18 protein-coding genes and 4 pseudogenes are annotated in these 17349 nt (G+C 55.9%); 11 read left to right on the top strand and 11 right to left on the bottom strand.

The window, feature by feature from the left end; all coding sequences use genetic code 11:
• Positions 1-27 precede the first annotated feature (27 nt).
• The 5 genes and pseudogenes from ACA058_RS17020 to ACA058_RS17040 all read right to left on the bottom strand — a co-directional run.
• A pseudogene (locus ACA058_RS17020) lies at positions 28-717 on the bottom strand (DUF4113 domain-containing protein); the annotation flags it as partial.
• Positions 718-823: 106 nt separating this feature from the next.
• Positions 824-1579: an IS21-like element ISPsy14 family helper ATPase IstB gene (gene istB / locus ACA058_RS17025; protein ID WP_024264899.1), complete on the bottom strand. Its 756-nt coding sequence runs from the start codon at positions 1577-1579 to the stop codon at positions 824-826.
• Positions 1580-1599: 20 nt separating this feature from the next.
• Positions 1600-3114 carry an IS21 family transposase gene (gene istA, locus ACA058_RS17030; RefSeq protein ID WP_497635052.1) on the bottom strand — a complete coding sequence of 505 codons (1515 nt, stop codon included), beginning with the start codon at positions 3112-3114 and terminating at the stop codon, positions 1600-1602.
• Positions 3115-3296: 182 nt separating this feature from the next.
• A pseudogene (locus ACA058_RS17035) lies at positions 3297-3893 on the bottom strand (Y-family DNA polymerase); the annotation flags it as partial.
• A pseudogene (locus tag ACA058_RS17040) lies at positions 3877-4310 on the bottom strand (LexA family protein). The pseudogenes ACA058_RS17035 and ACA058_RS17040, both read right to left, overlap by 17 nt.
• Before the next feature lie 264 nt (positions 4311-4574).
• Here ACA058_RS17040 and ACA058_RS17045 point away from each other — a divergent pair.
• Positions 4575-4736 (top strand): type II toxin-antitoxin system CcdA family antitoxin, encoded by a 162-nt coding sequence (locus ACA058_RS17045; protein WP_497635053.1) that lies wholly within the window; start codon positions 4575-4577, stop codon positions 4734-4736.
• Positions 4737-4851: 115 nt separating this feature from the next.
• On the opposite strand, the gene ACA058_RS17050 is transcribed toward ACA058_RS17045, so the two are convergent.
• The 4 genes and pseudogenes from ACA058_RS17050 to ACA058_RS17065 all read right to left on the bottom strand — a co-directional run bounded on the left by ACA058_RS17050 (position 4852) and on the right by ACA058_RS17065 (position 8132).
• Positions 4852-5040 carry an AbrB/MazE/SpoVT family DNA-binding domain-containing protein gene (locus ACA058_RS17050; RefSeq protein WP_497635054.1) on the bottom strand — a complete coding sequence of 63 codons (189 nt, stop codon included), beginning with the start codon at positions 5038-5040 and terminating at the stop codon, positions 4852-4854.
• Between the two features lie 760 nt (positions 5041-5800).
• Positions 5801-6521 (bottom strand): annotated as a pseudogene (locus ACA058_RS17055) (metallophosphoesterase).
• Positions 6522-7273: 752 nt separating this feature from the next.
• Positions 7274-7654 (bottom strand): hypothetical protein, encoded by a 381-nt coding sequence (locus tag ACA058_RS17060; protein WP_497635055.1) that lies wholly within the window; start codon positions 7652-7654, stop codon positions 7274-7276.
• A 79-nt stretch (positions 7655-7733) separates the two neighbouring features.
• Positions 7734-8132, bottom strand: coding sequence for a DUF6957 family protein (locus ACA058_RS17065; RefSeq protein ID WP_497635056.1), 399 nt, complete (start codon positions 8130-8132; stop codon positions 7734-7736).
• A 211-nt stretch (positions 8133-8343) separates the two neighbouring features.
• Between ACA058_RS17065 and ACA058_RS17070 the strand changes: the two genes are divergently transcribed.
• The 3 genes from ACA058_RS17070 to ACA058_RS17080 all read left to right on the top strand — a co-directional run bounded on the left by ACA058_RS17070 (position 8344) and on the right by ACA058_RS17080 (position 10179).
• The gene (locus tag ACA058_RS17070; protein ID WP_497635057.1) at positions 8344-8823 is read left to right on the top strand and encodes a helix-turn-helix domain-containing protein; all 480 of its coding nucleotides are present in this window, start codon (positions 8344-8346) and stop codon (positions 8821-8823) included.
• Positions 8824-8926: 103 nt separating this feature from the next.
• Positions 8927-9823 carry a LysR substrate-binding domain-containing protein gene (locus tag ACA058_RS17075; RefSeq protein WP_497635058.1) on the top strand — a complete coding sequence of 299 codons (897 nt, stop codon included), beginning with the start codon at positions 8927-8929 and terminating at the stop codon, positions 9821-9823.
• Positions 9820-10179, top strand: a complete 360-nt coding sequence (locus ACA058_RS17080; RefSeq protein ID WP_497635059.1) for an MmcQ/YjbR family DNA-binding protein — start codon at positions 9820-9822, stop codon at positions 10177-10179. Before ACA058_RS17075 ends, ACA058_RS17080 begins: the two co-directional genes overlap by 4 nt.
• 11 nt (positions 10180-10190) lie before the next feature.
• On the opposite strand, the gene ACA058_RS17085 is transcribed toward ACA058_RS17080, so the two are convergent.
• Both ACA058_RS17085 and ACA058_RS17090 read right to left on the bottom strand, forming a co-directional pair.
• Positions 10191-10601 carry a DUF1294 domain-containing protein gene (locus tag ACA058_RS17085; protein ID WP_497635060.1) on the bottom strand — a complete coding sequence of 137 codons (411 nt, stop codon included), beginning with the start codon at positions 10599-10601 and terminating at the stop codon, positions 10191-10193.
• Positions 10598-11428, bottom strand: coding sequence for an undecaprenyl-diphosphate phosphatase (locus ACA058_RS17090; RefSeq protein ID WP_497635061.1), 831 nt, complete (start codon positions 11426-11428; stop codon positions 10598-10600). Before ACA058_RS17090 ends, ACA058_RS17085 begins: the two co-directional genes overlap by 4 nt.
• A gap of 291 nt (positions 11429-11719) precedes the next feature.
• On the opposite strand from ACA058_RS17090, the gene pnuC reads away from it, so the two are divergent.
• The 7 genes from pnuC (at position 11720) to fapE (ending at position 17306) form a co-directional block, all read left to right on the top strand.
• Positions 11720-12283, top strand: coding sequence for a nicotinamide riboside transporter PnuC (gene pnuC, locus ACA058_RS17095; protein WP_497635062.1), 564 nt, complete (start codon positions 11720-11722; stop codon positions 12281-12283).
• Positions 12280-12804, top strand: a complete 525-nt coding sequence (locus ACA058_RS17100) for an AAA family ATPase (protein WP_497639954.1) — start codon at positions 12280-12282, stop codon at positions 12802-12804. Before pnuC ends, ACA058_RS17100 begins: the two co-directional genes overlap by 4 nt.
• A 332-nt stretch (positions 12805-13136) precedes the next feature.
• Positions 13137-13574, top strand: coding sequence for a functional amyloid chaperone FapA (fapA, locus tag ACA058_RS17105; protein WP_497639956.1), 438 nt, complete (start codon positions 13137-13139; stop codon positions 13572-13574).
• A gap of 1 nt (position 13575) precedes the next feature.
• Positions 13576-14148 carry a fibril amyloid subunit FapB gene (fapB, locus tag ACA058_RS17110; RefSeq protein WP_497635063.1) on the top strand — a complete coding sequence of 191 codons (573 nt, stop codon included), beginning with the start codon at positions 13576-13578 and terminating at the stop codon, positions 14146-14148.
• Between the two features lie 51 nt (positions 14149-14199).
• Positions 14200-15768, top strand: a complete 1569-nt coding sequence (gene fapC / locus ACA058_RS17115; protein WP_497635064.1) for an amyloid-like fimbrin subunit FapC — start codon at positions 14200-14202, stop codon at positions 15766-15768.
• A gap of 62 nt (positions 15769-15830) precedes the next feature.
• Positions 15831-16511 carry a fibril amyloid maturation endopeptidase FapD gene (gene fapD / locus ACA058_RS17120; RefSeq protein ID WP_497635065.1) on the top strand — a complete coding sequence of 227 codons (681 nt, stop codon included), beginning with the start codon at positions 15831-15833 and terminating at the stop codon, positions 16509-16511.
• 48 nt (positions 16512-16559) lie between these two features.
• Positions 16560-17306: a fibril amyloid subunit FapE gene (gene fapE / locus ACA058_RS17125; protein WP_497635066.1), complete on the top strand. Its 747-nt coding sequence runs from the start codon at positions 16560-16562 to the stop codon at positions 17304-17306.
• The last annotated feature ends 43 nt before the right edge of the window (positions 17307-17349 follow it).

The following is a 17349-nucleotide window of genomic DNA, read 5'->3' on the forward strand; positions in this document are numbered from 1 at the left end:
GTTGGAAGACTTGGCGCGGCAGAATGATTACCTGCAATACACCGTCCATAACTGATCAACGCGCGTAGTGAAACTCTGACTCATCATCTCCCGTCGCATACCCCAGTCAGGGTTTGTTGGCACGCTGGCCAATCGCATCGTCCCCCTGCCCCACCGACCATTGATAGCATCCAGAACGCCCATCACCTTCGCTGTCGCTTCCGGCTGAGAGATCGCAAAGAGATCTTCCGTGTACTCGCCTTTCTGGCAGAGATTTACCAAAAGGACTTCGGCCTTGCTGTATTTGAAGCCTGGTCGGAAGACTCGATCCACCGCGTCCACGGCAGCCTTAGTCATTAAGCGAACGTCGTCCGTTGGATAGGGCAGCTCCACCAACACGCCGTTGGCGTATTTGGCTTCCTCCGGATTGAACATGCCGGTACGTATGCTGACTCGAATCTTCTTGCACAGTGACTGCTGGGCTCGGAGCTTTTCAGTCGCACGCTGCATGTAGGTGGCCACAGCTTCTTTGATCGGAGCAATATCGGTGAGACGCTTTCCAAACATTCGGGAACAGCAAATCTCTTGCTTCGGTGGATCAGGTTCATCGAGCTCAAGACATGGCGTGCCGGCAAGCTCACGGGCCGTCTTCTCGATCACCACACTGAATTTTTTGCGCAGCATCCAGGGGTCGGTTTTTGAGAGATCCCAAGCTGTCTTGATGCCCATCCCCTCCAAGTTGCGGATTCCACGCCATCCGGCCACCCAGCCCACCAACATCCGGCCACCTGTTCCACGATCATCCGGCCGGGCAGTCGGAGCGCAGCGACGCAGGTTTGCATTGTTAGTCTGAAGTCTCTGTCGCCGTCAATTTCGTTGCGCGTCTGCGCATCGATTCGCCCTTCAGTTCGATCCGATAAGCGTTGTGCACCAGCCGGTCGAGGATCGCATCGCCCAAGGTCGGATCGCCGATCAGCGCGTGCCATTTGTCCACTGGCATCTGGCTGGTCACTAGCGTCGAGCGGTTACCGTAGCGGTCGTCCAGCAGTTCAAGCATGTCGCGCCGTTGCGCAGCGGTAAACGGCGCCAGGCCCCAGTCGTCCAGGATCAGCAAGTCAGTCTTGGCATAACCCGCCATCAGTTTCGCGAAGCGGCCGTCGCCGTGGGCCAGGCCTAGTTCTTCCATCAAGCGCGGCAAGCGCAGATAACGCACGCTGTAACCGTCGCGGCAGGCCTTATGAGCCAGCGCGCAGGCGAGCCAGGTTTTGCCTACGCCAGTTGGGCCGCCGATGATCAGGTTCAGACCATCGCGCAGCCACTGGCCGCTGCCCAGTTGCAGGATCAAGGCCTTGTCCAAGCCACGCGGACTGCGATAGTCAATGTCTTCCAGGCAGGCGTTATGGCGCAGTCGGGCCGCCTTGAGGCGAGTAGTCAGGCGGGCGTCTTCGCGCTCGGTCAGCTCGCGATCGACCATCAGACCGAGGCGTTCGTCGAAGCTGAGATCGTTGATGTCAGGCGTTGCGTGTTGTTCGCCAAGGGCCTTGATCATGCCGTGCAGGCGCAGGGTTTGCAGCTTGTCGAGTGTCGGGTTGGGCAGCATTTTGGTGCTCCTTTTTCAGGTCAGTGGTAGTAGCCAGGGCCGCGCAGGTTGATGTGTTCTTCAGGCAGTAACGGCAGGTTTTGCTGGGCCAGCGGCAGCCGTTCCAGCCCTTGGCGCAGGATCGATTCCAGGCTTTTGTAGCTGCACGCGCCCAGTGCCAGTGCTCGCTGGCAAGCGGCTTCCAGCCGCTCTTCGCCGTGCTGTTTGCTCAGGCGCAGGATCCCCAGGCAGGCGCGGAAGCCGTGCTGCGGATGGATCCGGCGTTCGAGGATGTAGGCGATGACACCAGCGGTGTTCGGCCCGGTCTGCTCAGCCCAGTGGATCAGTCGCTGCGGCGTCCATTCGGCATGTTCGCGGTGACTTTTGGGCATGTGCTCGGTTTGGGTGGTGTGGCGGCCTTTGTGCGGTGAGCGCAGATGGCTGGCTACCCGCTGGTTGGCGTGGAAGCACTCGACAGTCCTAGCGGTTAGCCGCACTTCGAGTTGGTGCTTCACCAGCTGGTATGGCACCGAGTAGTAATGACCATCGACCTCGACGTGGTAGTCGATGTGCACCCGCACCTTTTTCCATTCGGCGTAGACATACGGATGTTCTGGTAGCGGTTGCAGTGCGGGTTGGTCGATGGTCTCGAAGGCTGAGCGCCGTGAGCCGGGCAGCTTCTTGAAGGGCTTCTGATTGAGGCGATCGAGCAGCAGCGCGATGGCTGTGTTGAGTTCGCCCAAGGAGAAGAACTGGCGGTTGCGCAGCACCGCCAGGATCCAGCGCTCGACTACCTGTACGCCGACTTCAACCTTGGCTTTGTCCTTGGGTTTACGCGAGCGCGCGGGCAGCACAGCTACGCCGTAATGCTCGGCGAGATCGCGGTAACTGGGGTTGATATCCGGCTCATAGCGATGCGCCTTGGTGACGCCGCTGCGCAGATTGTCCGGTACCAGGATCTGCGATGTACCGCCGAGAAAGGCGAAGCAGCGCACGTGCGAGCCCAGCCAGTCGGGCAGTTTCTGCGACCAGGTGGCCTCGGCGAAGGTGTAGCTGGACGCGCCGAGGACGGCGACGAAGATCTGCGTTTGGCGGATCTCGCCGGTTCGCCGATCAATGACTGGCACGGTCTGGCCGGCGTAGTCGACAAACAGCTTTTCGCCGGCGCGATGTTCCTGGCGCATGACCACATCGATCTTCGCGGCCCAGAGGCGGTAGTGCTCGCAGAACCAGCTGTACTGGAAGCCTTGCGGGTGGGTGAGCCGATACTCTTGCCAAAGCAGGGCCAGGGTGACGCCGGGGCGACGTAACTCGGCATGGACATGAGCCCAGTCCGGCATCGGGCGTTGGTCGCTGGGAACATCGGGCGGAGGCGGAAAAAGGCGCCGTTGCAACTCAACGTCGCTCAAAGCACACGGCCAAATCAGCCCGCTGGCAGCAAAGCGATTGAGGTACTCACCGATGGTCGCGCGACCCACTTCCAAGCTGACAGCGATCTGGCGAGCAGACAGGCCGACCTCGAATTTGAGACGTAGCACTTCCTTAATTTTACGCATGGATAACCGCTCCACGACGACCTCTCTGCTTCGATAAAAGAGGTCGATGGTAGTGAATTAATCCTGCGTTGCTGCCTGCCTTATGAGTGGCCGGATGGCCGTGGAATGGGTGGCCGGATCATCGTGGAATCAGTGGCCGGATGTTCATGGAATAGATGGCCGGATGCCCGTGGAATCCGCACCAAGTGCAACGTCATCTTCCGCCCTACTCCCCAGACATCCGAGACCGAGCATTTTTTCAGCACCCATTCGCGTTTGATCTGGTCACGAAGATCGACCACGCCTCCACTCTGCGCTTGCCATTTTTTGGCCGCGTGATTGGCGAGCTTACTCAACGTTTTCGTGCCTGCAATGCCGACTCCGACAGGGATACCAGTGCTTCGATACACCTTCGCCCGGATCCGTCGCCCTAAAGCTTCGAGATCACCTGGAACGCCGGCTAGATCCGCGAAGGCCTCATCGATGCTGTAGACCTCAACAGCAGGTACAAGCGACTCGATCACGCTCATCACGCGCTCGCTCATGTCGCCATACAACGCATAGTTCGATGAGAAAGCCACGATGCCGTGTTGCTTGAGTTTGTGCTTGATCTGGAAGTATGGCTCGCCCATTTTCACGAACGGCTTGCTGTCCGCGCTTCGGGCGATCACACAGCCATCGTTGTTCGACAAAACCACGATGGGAGTTTTCGCAAGGTCAGGTCGGAACACTCGCTCGCAGCTCGCATAAAACGAGTTGCAATCGATCAGGGCGAAGACAGGATCAGGCTTTCGGATCATGAGCGCGCACACTAAACGTCACAACGCCCCAGATGATCAGCTCATCGCCTTCCAGGATATAGCGCGGCGGATAACCTACGTTCTCGGACATTAGGATGATGTCGGAGCCTCGCTTGCACAGGCGTTTGCACACCGGTTCGCTGTTCACTGCCGCAATCACAATGTGCCCGTGCTCGGCCGTGATCGAGCGATCCACCACTGCCATATCACCATCGAAGATCCCGGCGCCTTCCATGCTGTGGCCTTCGATGCGCACCAGGTAGATATGCGGTGCTCGGATGTCCAGCAACTCGTCGATGGATATGTGCTGTTCGAGGTGATCTGCCGCTGGTGATGGAAATCCCGCAGGGACTTTGAACGAGTAGAAAGGAAGCTGAACCCCCCTTCTGCCAACGGGCCGAGGATGTTGACGCTCATGAGGCATGCCTTAACCAAAACTGTATATGCATACAGTTAACGTCTAGGACGGCTTGGGGTCAATCTCGGGCGTTGAAAATTACGACCGAAGGATTCACGGGAGCAAGATCTGAAGGTAGGTCAGCAGTCATGATGGCTGAACCCTGACCACTTTTTGCTGTGCCGTCGACATTGCTGCAAGTCGCTTCTTCGCGTAAGCGGCTAGGTGTTTTTCTGGATGCCTTTGTCTACTCTTATAATCGCGACTGAACGGGAGACAACGCCATGCAGAGTGAGGAGGATATTCAATTGAAGCTAGCTCTGGCCGAGGCGCTGAAGAGGAAGCAGTGCGAGCAATGGCTGGCAGAGAACAGCGAGGCCGTTAATGCCTACAACGAATACGTGGAAGCCCACGGCGTTTTCAGCGACTCCGTTCGGAGCTTCTGATGCATAGCTGATCAATCCGTCATGAAGCACTGGCTTTCGTACCACCTGCGACATTCATGCGGGCCCCAGTGCGCCGACCACTACCTAGCAGTAAATCTAACCGTGCATGATTGCATCAGCCTGGATCTGAGTCCTTTGACATCCGTGTCAACACTATCGCGCCGAGGATCACTTCCATCGTCAGCACGTCACCGACTTCCAGGCTTAAACTAGCGATTAAATCGGGAGGTAAGTCGACGACAAGGTCGCCACTACCATCTCCAGGATCTCGGCATATCGCTGTCCAGCTTTCGGCTTCGGTCATGATGTTGCTCACTTTAGTCTGGTCGGGAATCCAGCTGATCGCACTCACTTCATCGATAGCAAGAACGCCCTAGATCAGTGAATGATACTCATCAGAGGCTTAGCACCGCTCTCGTGCAACCAGTGGCAAATCACGTATCGACTTTTGTTGCTGGTCTCGCAAAGCTGGTAACCCTCGAGATCAAACACCCTTTTGACTCTCGATGTCCGGATGCGTCTGCCATCCTCAAAGCGACCTCGTGCTTCTGAAAAAACGATTCCAGTCATACACGGAGGCTGAAATTCAGCACAGCAAAGATACCCGGTGATGGGCAGACCAAAGTCAATTCTCTTTGCATCTAACACGCTTTTCGGGAACCCCAATTTTTCACCTTTTCGCTTTCGGCAGTCTCGATACTGGTTTTAATGAACACGATCAAAGCGATCGAGCGCGCCGATGTCGTAAAGCCAGTGTGCTACGACGTATACGCCCCCATCGACTGCGATGACGACCTCATACCCAGCCTGCTTGTAACGACTAACAATGGGCTTCGTGTGAATTGGCAAACCTTCTGGAAAGTCTGTGGCGTGGTCACAAAACAGAAGCCCCGTCATCTTCGGAGAAAGCTCTAACGCGCATAACAAGTAGCCAACAACACTAGGATCACCCACTGCCAGCACGAGCTTGCTGTATGACCTTCGGCAATCTGAAAAGCCTGAAATCCGCCATCTCAGCTCCGTAAGTTTTGATCCAGTGCATTTGATTACCCCCTCCCCAAGACTCAGATCTCAATTGTGAAATCTGGAATGAACCCGGTTTCATCGCGCGGATAGCCGCGTGGATTCGAAATGAGACGGCACCCATCTAAAACGATATCAACTGCATGGTGCGTGTGGCCAAAAACCCACACATTCACTAGCGGCAGAAGCGCGTGCCATCGATTGAAAAAAGCGGCACTTAAATCTCCATCATTCTCTTCGCCAGCAAGTTGCCACGGGGCAATGATGTGTAACCACGACAGTCTTCCCTTCAAACGGCTGAGAAAGCTCATGCTCAAGGAATTCGAAAGTGGCACGATTTAGATCAACAACATCTGCTGGGCGCAGACGGCGATAGTCAGCCCGGATCATCTTGAAGTCATTCATTAAATGATCGCATATCATCGTCGCTGCAAATTTGTCGCCCGTTGAAGTGAAGTCAGTCCAGCCTGTTGCGCACAAAAATCGTATTTCTTTGCGAATCCGCACTTGGTTTTCTAGGACATGGACATGGGGAGCTGCTGCGTCCCGCATTTTCCGCAGCGTGTGATCGATATGCCCCGAGTAGAATTCGTGGTTCCCAGAGACATAAATAACCTCGCGATCGAATGTCTGATTCGCCCAGCCCACCCCGCGACATTGGGTGTGTATGTCGCCTGCTAAAATCACCACATCAGCGTCAGTTCGAGGCGGAGTGAATGAAGTAAATTCAAGGTGTAGATCTGAGAGTATGTGGAGCTTCATAAATCCTCATCGCCAGGTCGACCACGATAAATTTGAGCCTGTAGTGATCACGAATTCACGCTGCTAAAAAAATCGCCCCTCCGCGCAAGCGCCTAGCTTTTCAAATGGAACCAGTGGGTAGCGAAAAATCAGCTGGATTTCTCAATACTCAGTGGACTCGCCAGCCCCCCAACTTGGCGGATTCTCGACAATATCAATCGTCATCCTGAGTTCGAACTGCATATGAGCGAAAACGGTATCCAGATTTGGATGAACTCCAGACTCGCGCAGAGCGGTTATGAGCTCGAGCAATTCTTTACCGCGTGCTAGCGACATTTGAACTTCGCAGTACACCGTATCGTCATTTTCCTGCATTGCGCTCACTAAACGGGCGGCACAAGATGAACTGGAGCCGCTGATTGCATAAAAGCTCTGAAGCTTGGCCTGCCACTTAGACGCTGAAAAGACGCAACCACATACCTAGAGTTCATTGTCGTAAGCACCCAGAATTGACCTTCCTTTTTCACAAAACGAATAGAAGACGTACGCATGAAATGCCCATCAGAAAATTGCCCGAACTTCCCGATATTTGTGTGACCGTGCACGACTCCAACTGCAGTGTTGCCCGCTATAAACACGTCGCTCAAATAAGCGGTTATAGGTAGTTCGTATGTGCAATCGCCCGCTCGAATTATTCTACGGATTTGGAAATCGGACAGGCGCCTGGAGTGGAGTTCGAGCAAAATTTCGGTCGACATGACATTGACCTCGACTCAAAAAATTTTACGGACTTCAGTCAACGAATCAATTTCAAATGAAGGGTCATGAGTGTCTGCATACACCACTCCGCTTGCTAGCTCCAAAAGGCACACAGGGATACCGAGCTTAGTCTGACCTACGGATAATCCGGTTAACTTCTCCATGCTCCAAGCGTCGGATTTGTTCATCCACTTGGGGATCACTGCCTGCACGTCTATCAACTCGAGATCAGGCCCACGTTTCTTGAGAATCTGCTCAAATGCGGTTTCATCGCCTGCCATCATAACGATAGAGGTCATCCGGCCTTCATCACGGACTTTTACATCTACGTGATACCAGTGCGTCAGCATCAGTCGAGTGATATTAAACCAATGCCCATGCCCATCACTAAACATTCCAACGTCTCCTGCTCTATTAATTAGATGTGTAACGAATATCTGAATCACCCGCATCCATAGGTGAGCCGTTTACACGCTAGAAAAAAGAAAAAGCCGTCTTGAGACTTGTCGACTTTTCATGCCCGCTTCCTGTGAGGACGTAAATGGTATTTCGCGTCTCAAAAAGAAAGCCTTCCTGAAACGAAACAGCAAAAGTACTGCGTACCCAATCGCCCACATCAAACCTTCTCTGACTGTCGAAGAGAACATTGTGAGCAAAAAGAATCAGCGGTAGCTGCCCGGCCGCCTGGATTTTCTGTTGTTCTTCTTTGGTGGCGTCGATGTTGAAGATTGTCCAGTCCTCGACTAAACAGTACGGCTTACGAGGAAAAAGAGCTTGTACTAATCCAATGAGAATTTCATGAGTGTCCAAGGAGCCTTGACGTGGCTCTCCGGCGTCGCCGAACAGCTCACTGCCAGATGGTAGGTCGGTCACAGTGGTGCTCCATTGCGCTTTCACTAATCAAAATTTTCCGAACCCCAATGCCGCCGTTTCCAGCTACGGCTGAAGCTTAGGGACGAGTGAGATCTAGCAGGTTCGGGACATCCAAACGCACCAATATCGATAAATCGTTCCATGTGGATGATAGTCCGTGTTGTGGAACGGCGCAATATGGCTACATCCTCGATTTGGCTGAGGATCCACAATGTCATTGAAGGAAGCACTAGCTGCGGTAGTGCGGGGCGTGCGGCTGGGCAGAGGGCTTACTCAGGAAGATTTAAGCGTTGTTGATCGTTCTTACCTCACAAGGATTGAAGGGGGAAAAATCAACATCACGGTAGAGATCCTTCAGCGAATAGCTGAGCTGCTAAAAGTGGATGCGGGACTTCTGTTGTCGCTAGCCGCGTCGCTGCAGGCTGATGGGGCGCTGGACTCGACGAGCAGTCGACTGATCGTGCAGATGCATGAGCTGAAGAACTCGGGAATTTTTGAAAGTATTGTCACAATGCTCGAAACACCTCGAACTGCATCGGGTCGAGGCTTTAGGGCAGATACGTCCGAGAAAGCAGCGGCGGCCATCAAATTAAGGGATGATGGGATGTCACTCTCCGCAATCGCGGAGAAGCTTCAGCTCTCAAAAACGACTGTCCATCGATACCTTAAGAAAGCTGATAAATTGCGTTGAACCAAGGGTAAAATTTGATAACTTGTCAAAAGCCTAGGCGTCCTAACCCTCTGATCTTTAATACTAAGTTGCAGTTTTGACAAGGAGGGTTTCTAGGAATGTGATGGACCTCTATTACTTCGCCAAAGTCGTGGAGGCCGGTGGCTTCGCGGCCGCCGGGCGTTTGCTGGGGATTCCCAAGTCGCGACTGTCGCGGCGCATTGCTGAACTTGAGGAGCGCCTGGGTGCACGGTTGCTGCAACGCACCACAAGGCAGCTGAAACTCACCGCCGTAGGCGAACGTTATCTGCGCCACTGTCAGGCGATGTTACTGGAAGCGGAAATGGCTGACGAAGCCGTGGCCAGTATGTCCAGCGAACCTCGCGGGCGCTTGCGGGTATCTTCCCCGGTAGGCCTGGCACACGAAATGCTGCCGGGGGTGATCAGCAACTTTCTGGAGAAATATCCTCAAGTACAGTTGGAGGTGATGCTGGTCAATCGTCGCGTCGATCTGGTGACCGAAGGCGTGGACGTTGCGTTGCGCGTACGCGAGCCGGGTGATGAAGACCCGCTGCTGGTGACCCGCCGACTGCGCCAGGCGCAGATGCTGGTGGTCGCCAGCCCCGCATTCCTCAAGGGACTCGAGATCAATCACCCCGACGACCTGAAAAACCTGCCGGTGCTCGGCGCCCTCGAGCCCGATCGCCTGGTGCACATTGGCCTGGTCGATCGTCAGGGCAAAAAACACGACCTGGCCCTTGAAGCGCGATTGGGCATCGACGACTTCATCGTGCGCAAGACCTGCACCCTCGCCGGCCAGGGTTTTACCACGCTGCCGATGATGTATTGCGAGCAGGAACTGGCAAACGGCTCACTGGTACAGTTACTGCCCGAGTGGTCGTTGCCCGGGGGCTGGCTGCAGGCGGTCTACCCTCATCGACGCGGCGTGCTGCCGGCCGTGCGAGCCTGGCTCGACCATTTGATCGAAACATTCAACGCTTGTGGGGACCGTTTGATATGAAGGCAGGACGCATGAACGAAGCCGACGTTGCGGCTTTTTGCCTGGCATTGCCGGGTACCCGTGAAGACTACAAATGGGGTGGCGTGCGGGTGTTTTCGATTGCCGGTAACAAGATGTTCGCCTTGCAGAACCTGCGCGGCGACTCCCTGGCGTTCAAGGTCGACAAAGACCTGTTTCTCGGCCATTGCGACCGTCCGGGCATTCACCCGGCGCCGTATCTGGCGCGGGCCCAGTGGATCATCATGACAACGCCCTACCCGCTTGGCGCCGAGGAACTGCAAGGCTTGCTAATGCGTTCCCATCAACTGGTGGTCAGCAAGTTGCCCAAGCGTACGCAGGTCGGGCTGCTGCTCTAGCACTTTGTTGATCAGAACAGGGCGAACAGCTGCGCACCCAGGAACAGCCGGTCGATCCAGAATACCTGGTGCAGCAGGACTATGATCCAGAACACCAGTTGGAAGGACACCTTGCGCGTCTTGTGCCGAAACACTTGCTGCGCGAGCAAGGCGCCCGGCCAGCCGCCAGCGAACTCCAGCGCATGCAGGACGTTTTCCGGAGTGCGCCATTGATCGGCGCGCGCCTTGCGCTTGTCGCTCCAGTACAGCAAGAACGCCAGCACGCTGACGATGCCGTAGGCCGACAGGGGAATCAGCGAAACCCCATGCAGCCACATCGACATCGAACCGAACAGCGGCAGCGCGCACAACATGGTGAACACCAGCAGTTTCAGGCGCAGATTGCGGATGTCTCCCCCGTTGCGTGCGCTGCCATCGTTCATGGCTTGGCCGCGGTCCAGTCGACCCAGCCAAACTGCCAGGTAGCCAGGATCAGCAAGCCGAACGCAATGCGGTACCAGGCAAACGCCGCGTAACTGTGGGTGGCGATGAACTTGAGCAAGCCCCTGACCGCAATCATCGCGAAAATGAACGCAGTGACGAAGCCGAGCGCAAACACCGGGAAGTCAGACGGCACAAACAGGTCGCGGTACTTGTAGCCTGAGTACACCGCCGCACCCACCATGGTCGGCATGGCCAGGAAGAAGGAAAACTCGGTAGCGGTCTTGCGCGACAGGCCGAACAACAAGCCGCCGATGATCGTCGAGCCGGAGCGCGAGGTGCCCGGAATCATCGCCAGGCACTGGGCCAGGCCGACTTTCAGGGCGTCTTTCCAGGTCATGTCATCGACACTTTCAGCATGGACTTCGTGCTGACGCTTTTCAGCCCACAACATGATGATCCCGCCCACGACCAATGCCGTGGCCACCGTGATCGGGTTGAACAGGTAGTGGTGAATCAAGTCGGCGAAAATCACCCCAAGAACCACTGCCGGCAGGAAAGCAATCAGCAGGTTGGCGGTAAAACGCCGGGCACTTGGTTGCGTCGGCAAGCCGATGACCACGTCGAAAATCTTGCGGCGAAACTCCCACACCACCGCCAGGATTGCACCCAGCTGGATAATGATGTTGAACGCCATGGCGCGCTCGCCACCGAAGTCGAGCAAGTCGGCGACAATAATCTGGTGCCCGGTACTGGAAATGGGCAAAAACTCCGTCAGCCCTTCTACAACGCCAAGAATCAAAGCCTGAAAGGCCGTCCAAAGATCCATCAATCCCCCAAAAAGCTATGCGTCGACGCATGCCCCGTTAATTTATTCAAAGCCGTTTAATGTAATCAGCGTCGTTGAGTCCCGCGTGCACAAGCCTACGCAAAAAACCTTGAGAGTCTCGTGAAAAATCAGTTTGTTTTCAGGTTTTTGCGTGCGGGGGCGAAATCCTAGCAGACAAGTCAGCCTTGCGCTGCCGCGTCGTCGGCACCGAGGGCCGCCGCTGCAACAAGCCACTTCGCCATAATCCGGTTACAATCCGCACCCTCTTCGATTTTTCCCCAAGGAACCTGCATGTCCGGGCTTGAACTGTTTGCCGCCACCCTCGGCGTCATTGCCGTCTGGTTGACGGTCAAACAGAACCCCTGGTGTTGGCCGATCGGCCTGGTCATGGTGCTGATCTACAGCTGGATCTTTTTCGAGGTCAAGCTGTATTCGGACATGTTGCTGCAAGTGATCTATGCCGCGCTGCAGCTCTACGGCTGGCGGCAGTGGACCCGCGCAGGCCACGCGCATCATGGGCGCGAGGTCAGCCGGCTGGACGCAAAAGCGGTGGCGTCGGGGCTGGCCCTGGGCGCGATAGGCAGTCTGTCGCTGGGCGCCGCCATGGCGCACTGGACCGACGCCGCGCAACCCTGGCTCGACGCCGCCCTCACGGGCTTCAGCCTGGTGGCGCAATTGTGGATGGCGCAAAAACGCCTGCAGTGCTGGCCGCTGTGGATCGTCCTGGACTGTGTCTTCGTCGGCTTGTTCCTCTATAAAGGGATGTACCTGACGGCTGCCCTGTATGGCCTGTTCACCCTGCTGGCCATTCAAGGCTGGCGTACATGGCGCAGCGATCCGCTGCTGTGCCCATGAAGGTGCTGGTGCTGGCAGGACCGGAATCGAGCGGCAAAAGCTGGCTTTCGAGCGAGATTCACGCCAATTTCGGCGGTATATTGGTCAGTGAGTACGTTCGGTATTTCATAGAAAATGAAGCCCGACTAACCTGCTACGAAGACATTACGCCCATAGCACTTGGCCAGTTGTCTTGGGAAGATCAAGCCCGTGCCAAACAGCCGTCCCTGTTGATTCTCGATACGCACCTGTTAAGCAATATCCTTTGGAGTCGCACCTTATTTGGCGCTTGCCCGACGTGGATCGAGCAGGCATTGCTGGTACGTCACTATGACCTGCATCTACTGCTGAGCCCTGAAACCGTGGGCTGGCATGACGACGGGCAACGTTGCCAACCGCAACTGGCAGAACGCCAGGCGTTTTTCCAGGCCAGTCGCCACTGGGTTGACCTGCATGGCCAGCCTTATCAGGTATTGCAAGGTGACTGGAACCAGCGCAAGGACGCGGCATTCGACGCTGTAACGCGCTTGCTCAAGGCCTGACGGGATTGTCCCGTCCTGCCGAAAATGTCCATTCGTGAAACACCCTCCCCTGCGCAAACCCGCGAGCTAAAGCGGTCCAAGCACTTTCGCAAGAAAATGTTAAGCCATTGATACAAATTGCCTAAAACGCCCTTAGCGAGCAATGCCGCCTGCATGGACGGCGCTTTTGCGCGGCTCTGTCTCGGTGGCGTTACAAAGTGTTTTTCACCACATCAACAGTTAAAGCCAAGCCACTGTTATTAAAAGCAAAACAAAAACCGGCACACCTTCTGCTCTCTTCCCCTGCAACGCTGATAAGGGCCAGCGTTCCACTTACAGAAGGAATTGCCGTCGTGGGGAAATTTGATAACAGTATCTATAGCCTCCTGCTGGTCGGATGCGCACTGAGCTCGACTGTCTGCCTGCCTGTACAAGCTGACAACGGCATCATCATCATCAAACGCGATGTCCAGGTGCGCAACGCAACGATTCCGCCGCTCGTTCCCGATCCCAACCCCACAACTGTCAACGCCAACCCCTCCAAACAGGTCCTCGCTCAAACCAACGAGTTGAGCGACGGTGACTTTGCCGGCGTCGCCAGTGGTGCAGGCATCTCCCGCCTGGTCACGCAAAACACCAATAACCTTGGCGGCAATATCGGCAACCAGACCCAGCTTTCCAACCTCCCCGCCGGGCGCTCGGGCAATTCCGGCAACGGCATTGCCAACATGGTCAATTCAAACGTCCAGCAGGGCCTGGGTGCTCTGAGAATGATAACGGGAGACCGTTAAGATGAATCGTACGCTGCTGATAATCGCCATGTTTTGCAGTGCATCGACCTTCGCCCAATCTCCCCTCATCAACAACGCCAACATCGACGGTTCGGGCTCTCAGTACCAGGGCAACCTCGGGGTCAACCAGGCGGCCGGCGACTTGCAGCAACAGGCGAACGCCCGGGCCTTCGCCATTGGCCGTGACGCCAGCGCGACCACAGAGATTCGCCAACGGTTGCGCACCATTGTCGACCCCAACATGGATGCCCATTCCAGCATTCAAGGCAACTCCTTCAGCCATGGCAATGGCGCATTGGGCGTCAATCAGAGCGCGGGCGCCAGCAACCAGCAAGCCAATGCGCTGCGGATAAGCATCAGTGAGCAGCCGCAAAGTATCGACGACAGCGTCCTCAGGCAACAGAACGTGACGCTGCTCAACAACTCCGATCCAACTGACTCTGCACCAGGCTATCGCCAGGTCACTACCAGTGACCAGGCTTTCACCGGTAGCCGTGGGGTAATTCAGTTGAATCAGAGCGCCGGGGTGGGAAACCGAATGGCAAACACCCTGAGCGTACGGGTCGTGGATTGACCCAAACAGGTAATAACAACACTTAACCTAAAATAAGTACGGAGAATCACCATGAAACCTTCGATGGCACTAAAGCCTCTGGTTTTCGCAATTGCTGCGGTCATGGCTGTTGCTGTACAAGCTGGGCAAAACGATAGGCGTGGCAACCACCATAACAACGGTGGCCAACAACAAACCCCTCCTGCAAGGATGGTCCCCATCAGCGCGACTGCCAATGCTAACGACAGACAGAGCAATACCGGCAACCGCATCTGGAATGAAGGGGTAGAAAACTCGGCCGAGATGAGTAGTTCGGCCGCAGGCGCGAGCGGCAACGTAGGTGTCAACGTGGCGGCAGGTAACGGCAACCAGCAAGACAACGCCGCCGCCATCGCCAACGCAGCCTCCGACAACGCCGCGATCGATAACAGCTTCGTGTTCGGCACTGCCAGTGCCACCGCTGACGTCAGGCAAACCAGCAACCGTAACGTCGTCAACAACTTCGGCGTAACCAACTCTGCCGTGATGAGTGGATCTGCCGACGGCAGCAGCGGTAATGTGGGTGTCAACATTGCTGCCGGCGATCTGAACCAACAGAAAAACACCATGGCAATTGCCAATACCAATGCTCCACTCGGTAGCGCAAGAGCCACCGCCTCCGCCAATCAAGACGGTCCTGGCCTGATAGTGAATAACACCGCTGACCGGACCTACCGCGTGGATACCATTACGGTTACCAAAACCGCTAGCGGTAGTGCCTCTCGCGAGAAGTCCTTCGAGGCCAGCGGCAGTCAAAGCAACTCGTCGAGCTGGGCCGCTGCCGGGTCCAGGAGCTCTGAAGCCAGCGGTTCCTTCAGCCTGGATGCAAGCGGTTCCAAGAGCAGTAATGCAAGCGGTTCCAACAGCAGCAGCGCAAGCGGTTCCAATAGCTTTGCTGCAAGCGGTTCCAACAGCAGCAATGCAAGCGGGTCCAACAGCAGCAATGCGAGCGGGTCCAATAGCAGCAGTGCAAGTGGTTCTTCGAGTGCTTCTCTGAATGCTTCCCTGGACGCTTCCCTGGACGCTGCTGCGGCGGCTTCCAGCTCCACTACCGTCAACAATGGTTTTGGCGATCGCACCCGCAGCAGAGAGTCCGATGCATCGCTTAGCGCTTCGCTTACCGCAACGCTTGACGTGTCGGTAGACAAATCGTTCGACAAATCGCGCGAATCCTCGTACGACAAGTCTCGCGATTCGTCGTTCGACAGGTCTCGCGATTCCTCGTTCGACGTAACTCGCGACTCCTCGTACGACAAATCCCGTGAATCCTCGTACGACAAATCGCGCGATTCCTCGTTCGAAAAATCGTTCGATACTTCGTTCGAGAAAGCGAACGCGTCCTCGTATGATAAATCGGGCAGCAAGTCGTCCGAATCTGAGTACGCCAAAGCGAAAAGCTGGAGTGAAAGCAGCTCATATGATTTGAGCAACACCTACTCTTATCAAGTGCTGACTCCAACTGGCTGGGCCAACCCTGTGACCAACACTGCAACCCTGAGCGGTTCGGTGAATGGCGGCAGCGGCAACCTGGGCGTCAACGTGGCTGCTGGTGTGGGCAACCAACAAAGCAACTCGTTGGCCATCTCCAACCAATCGTTCTAATGCTGTCTGTGGAGGCCCCCTTTCGGGGGCCTTTTTCAACCCAACCAGAAGGCGTCCCCACCATGCGTATTATCGCCTTGGCAATTTTGCTTTGCGTGGCCAGTGTGGTCGAGGCTGCACAACTGCCGCTATCCGTCCTGCCGGGCGGCGCGTTGGTGTACAAGCCGATCCAGAGCGTGCGCGAACGCAAATTTTCCGACCTGGTGCAACAGAAAACCGACTTCAGTTGCGGCGCCGCTGCGCTGGCGACCATCTTGCGCCAGGCCTATTGGCTGGACGTAAACGAAGAACAGATCATTGAAGGCATGCTGTCACACTCCGATCAGGACCTTGTCCGCGTCCAGGGCTTCTCCATGCTCGACATGAAGCGCTACGTGGAAAGTATCGGCATGCGGGCCCGTGGCTATCGGGTAGCAACGGAAACCTTGAGCGAGATCAAAATTCCGGTGGTGGTACTCATGGATGTCCGTGGCTACAAACACTTTGTGGTCATGCAACGAGTCCATAACGGCTGGGTATATATCGGAGATCCGGTACTCGGTCATAAACGTTACAAAGTCGACGAGTTTGTCAAAGGCTGGAACGGCATCATCTTTGCCGTCATTGGCCAGGGCTACGACAAAACCAATGCATTGCTCGACCCGCCCCTGCCACTGACCGCCAAGAACCGCGTCAACGCCTTCAGCCCGGTGCAGGACGCCGAGTTGATGGATTTCGGCTTCATACAAAGCGATTTCTTCTAATAACACTTTTTCTAATAATAAGGGAGCACGACGCTCCGGGAGTATCCAATGAAGACTCCAATCTGGCTGGCCGTGGTCTGCCTGGCCGCCAGCCTGCCGACCCATGCAGAGACATTGAAACCCATTGAACTGAACGACCAGGAACTGGCAAGCCTGCGAGGCCGCTATGTCATGCCGGGCCGGATCATCAGTTTCGGCATTGCCATGACCAGCACCTGGCAAAACGCCAACGGTGAAGTGATTGGGGCAACTTCCAAGATGCAGATTCAACAATCGACCATCAAGCCACAGTTCTATGTGACGATGATCGACGAAAAAGGCAATGGCTCAGCGCGTAGCCAAAGCACGGGGACCGGCACCGTCACGGGCGGCGGCGGCCTCAACAGCACCGAAGGCGTCACTCAAGTCGTGCGGGCTGCCGGCGACAACAACACGGCCTACAACAACGTTGATATCAACGTCACCAAGGCAAACCAGGCGCCAGCAACGCAACAGCAAGGCCAGGCACTGGCCACAGGCTCGACGTTGGTTGGCACCAATGGCGCGGGCTCGTTGAGCGTTTCCTCGAGCGGTACGGGCGTGCAACTCAACATCGTGGCCAACAACAACCAGGGCAGTACCGTACAACGCCTGGCCCAGGGTGGACTGATGCAGAACACGACTTTGCTCGGCAGCAGCAACCAGGTCAGGAACCTCACCTCCTTCAATGTCGTGCTGAGAGACAACGTGGCGACAGCCGGATCGCTCAACGGAAACCTGGACCAGCTCAAAGGTCTTCGCACTCAAGGATTCTGATCTACGCTCAGTCTCATCATCTGTAGTCAGAAGGGACGGCTAA

The organism is Pseudomonas sp. LBUM1649, from assembly GCF_059716155.1.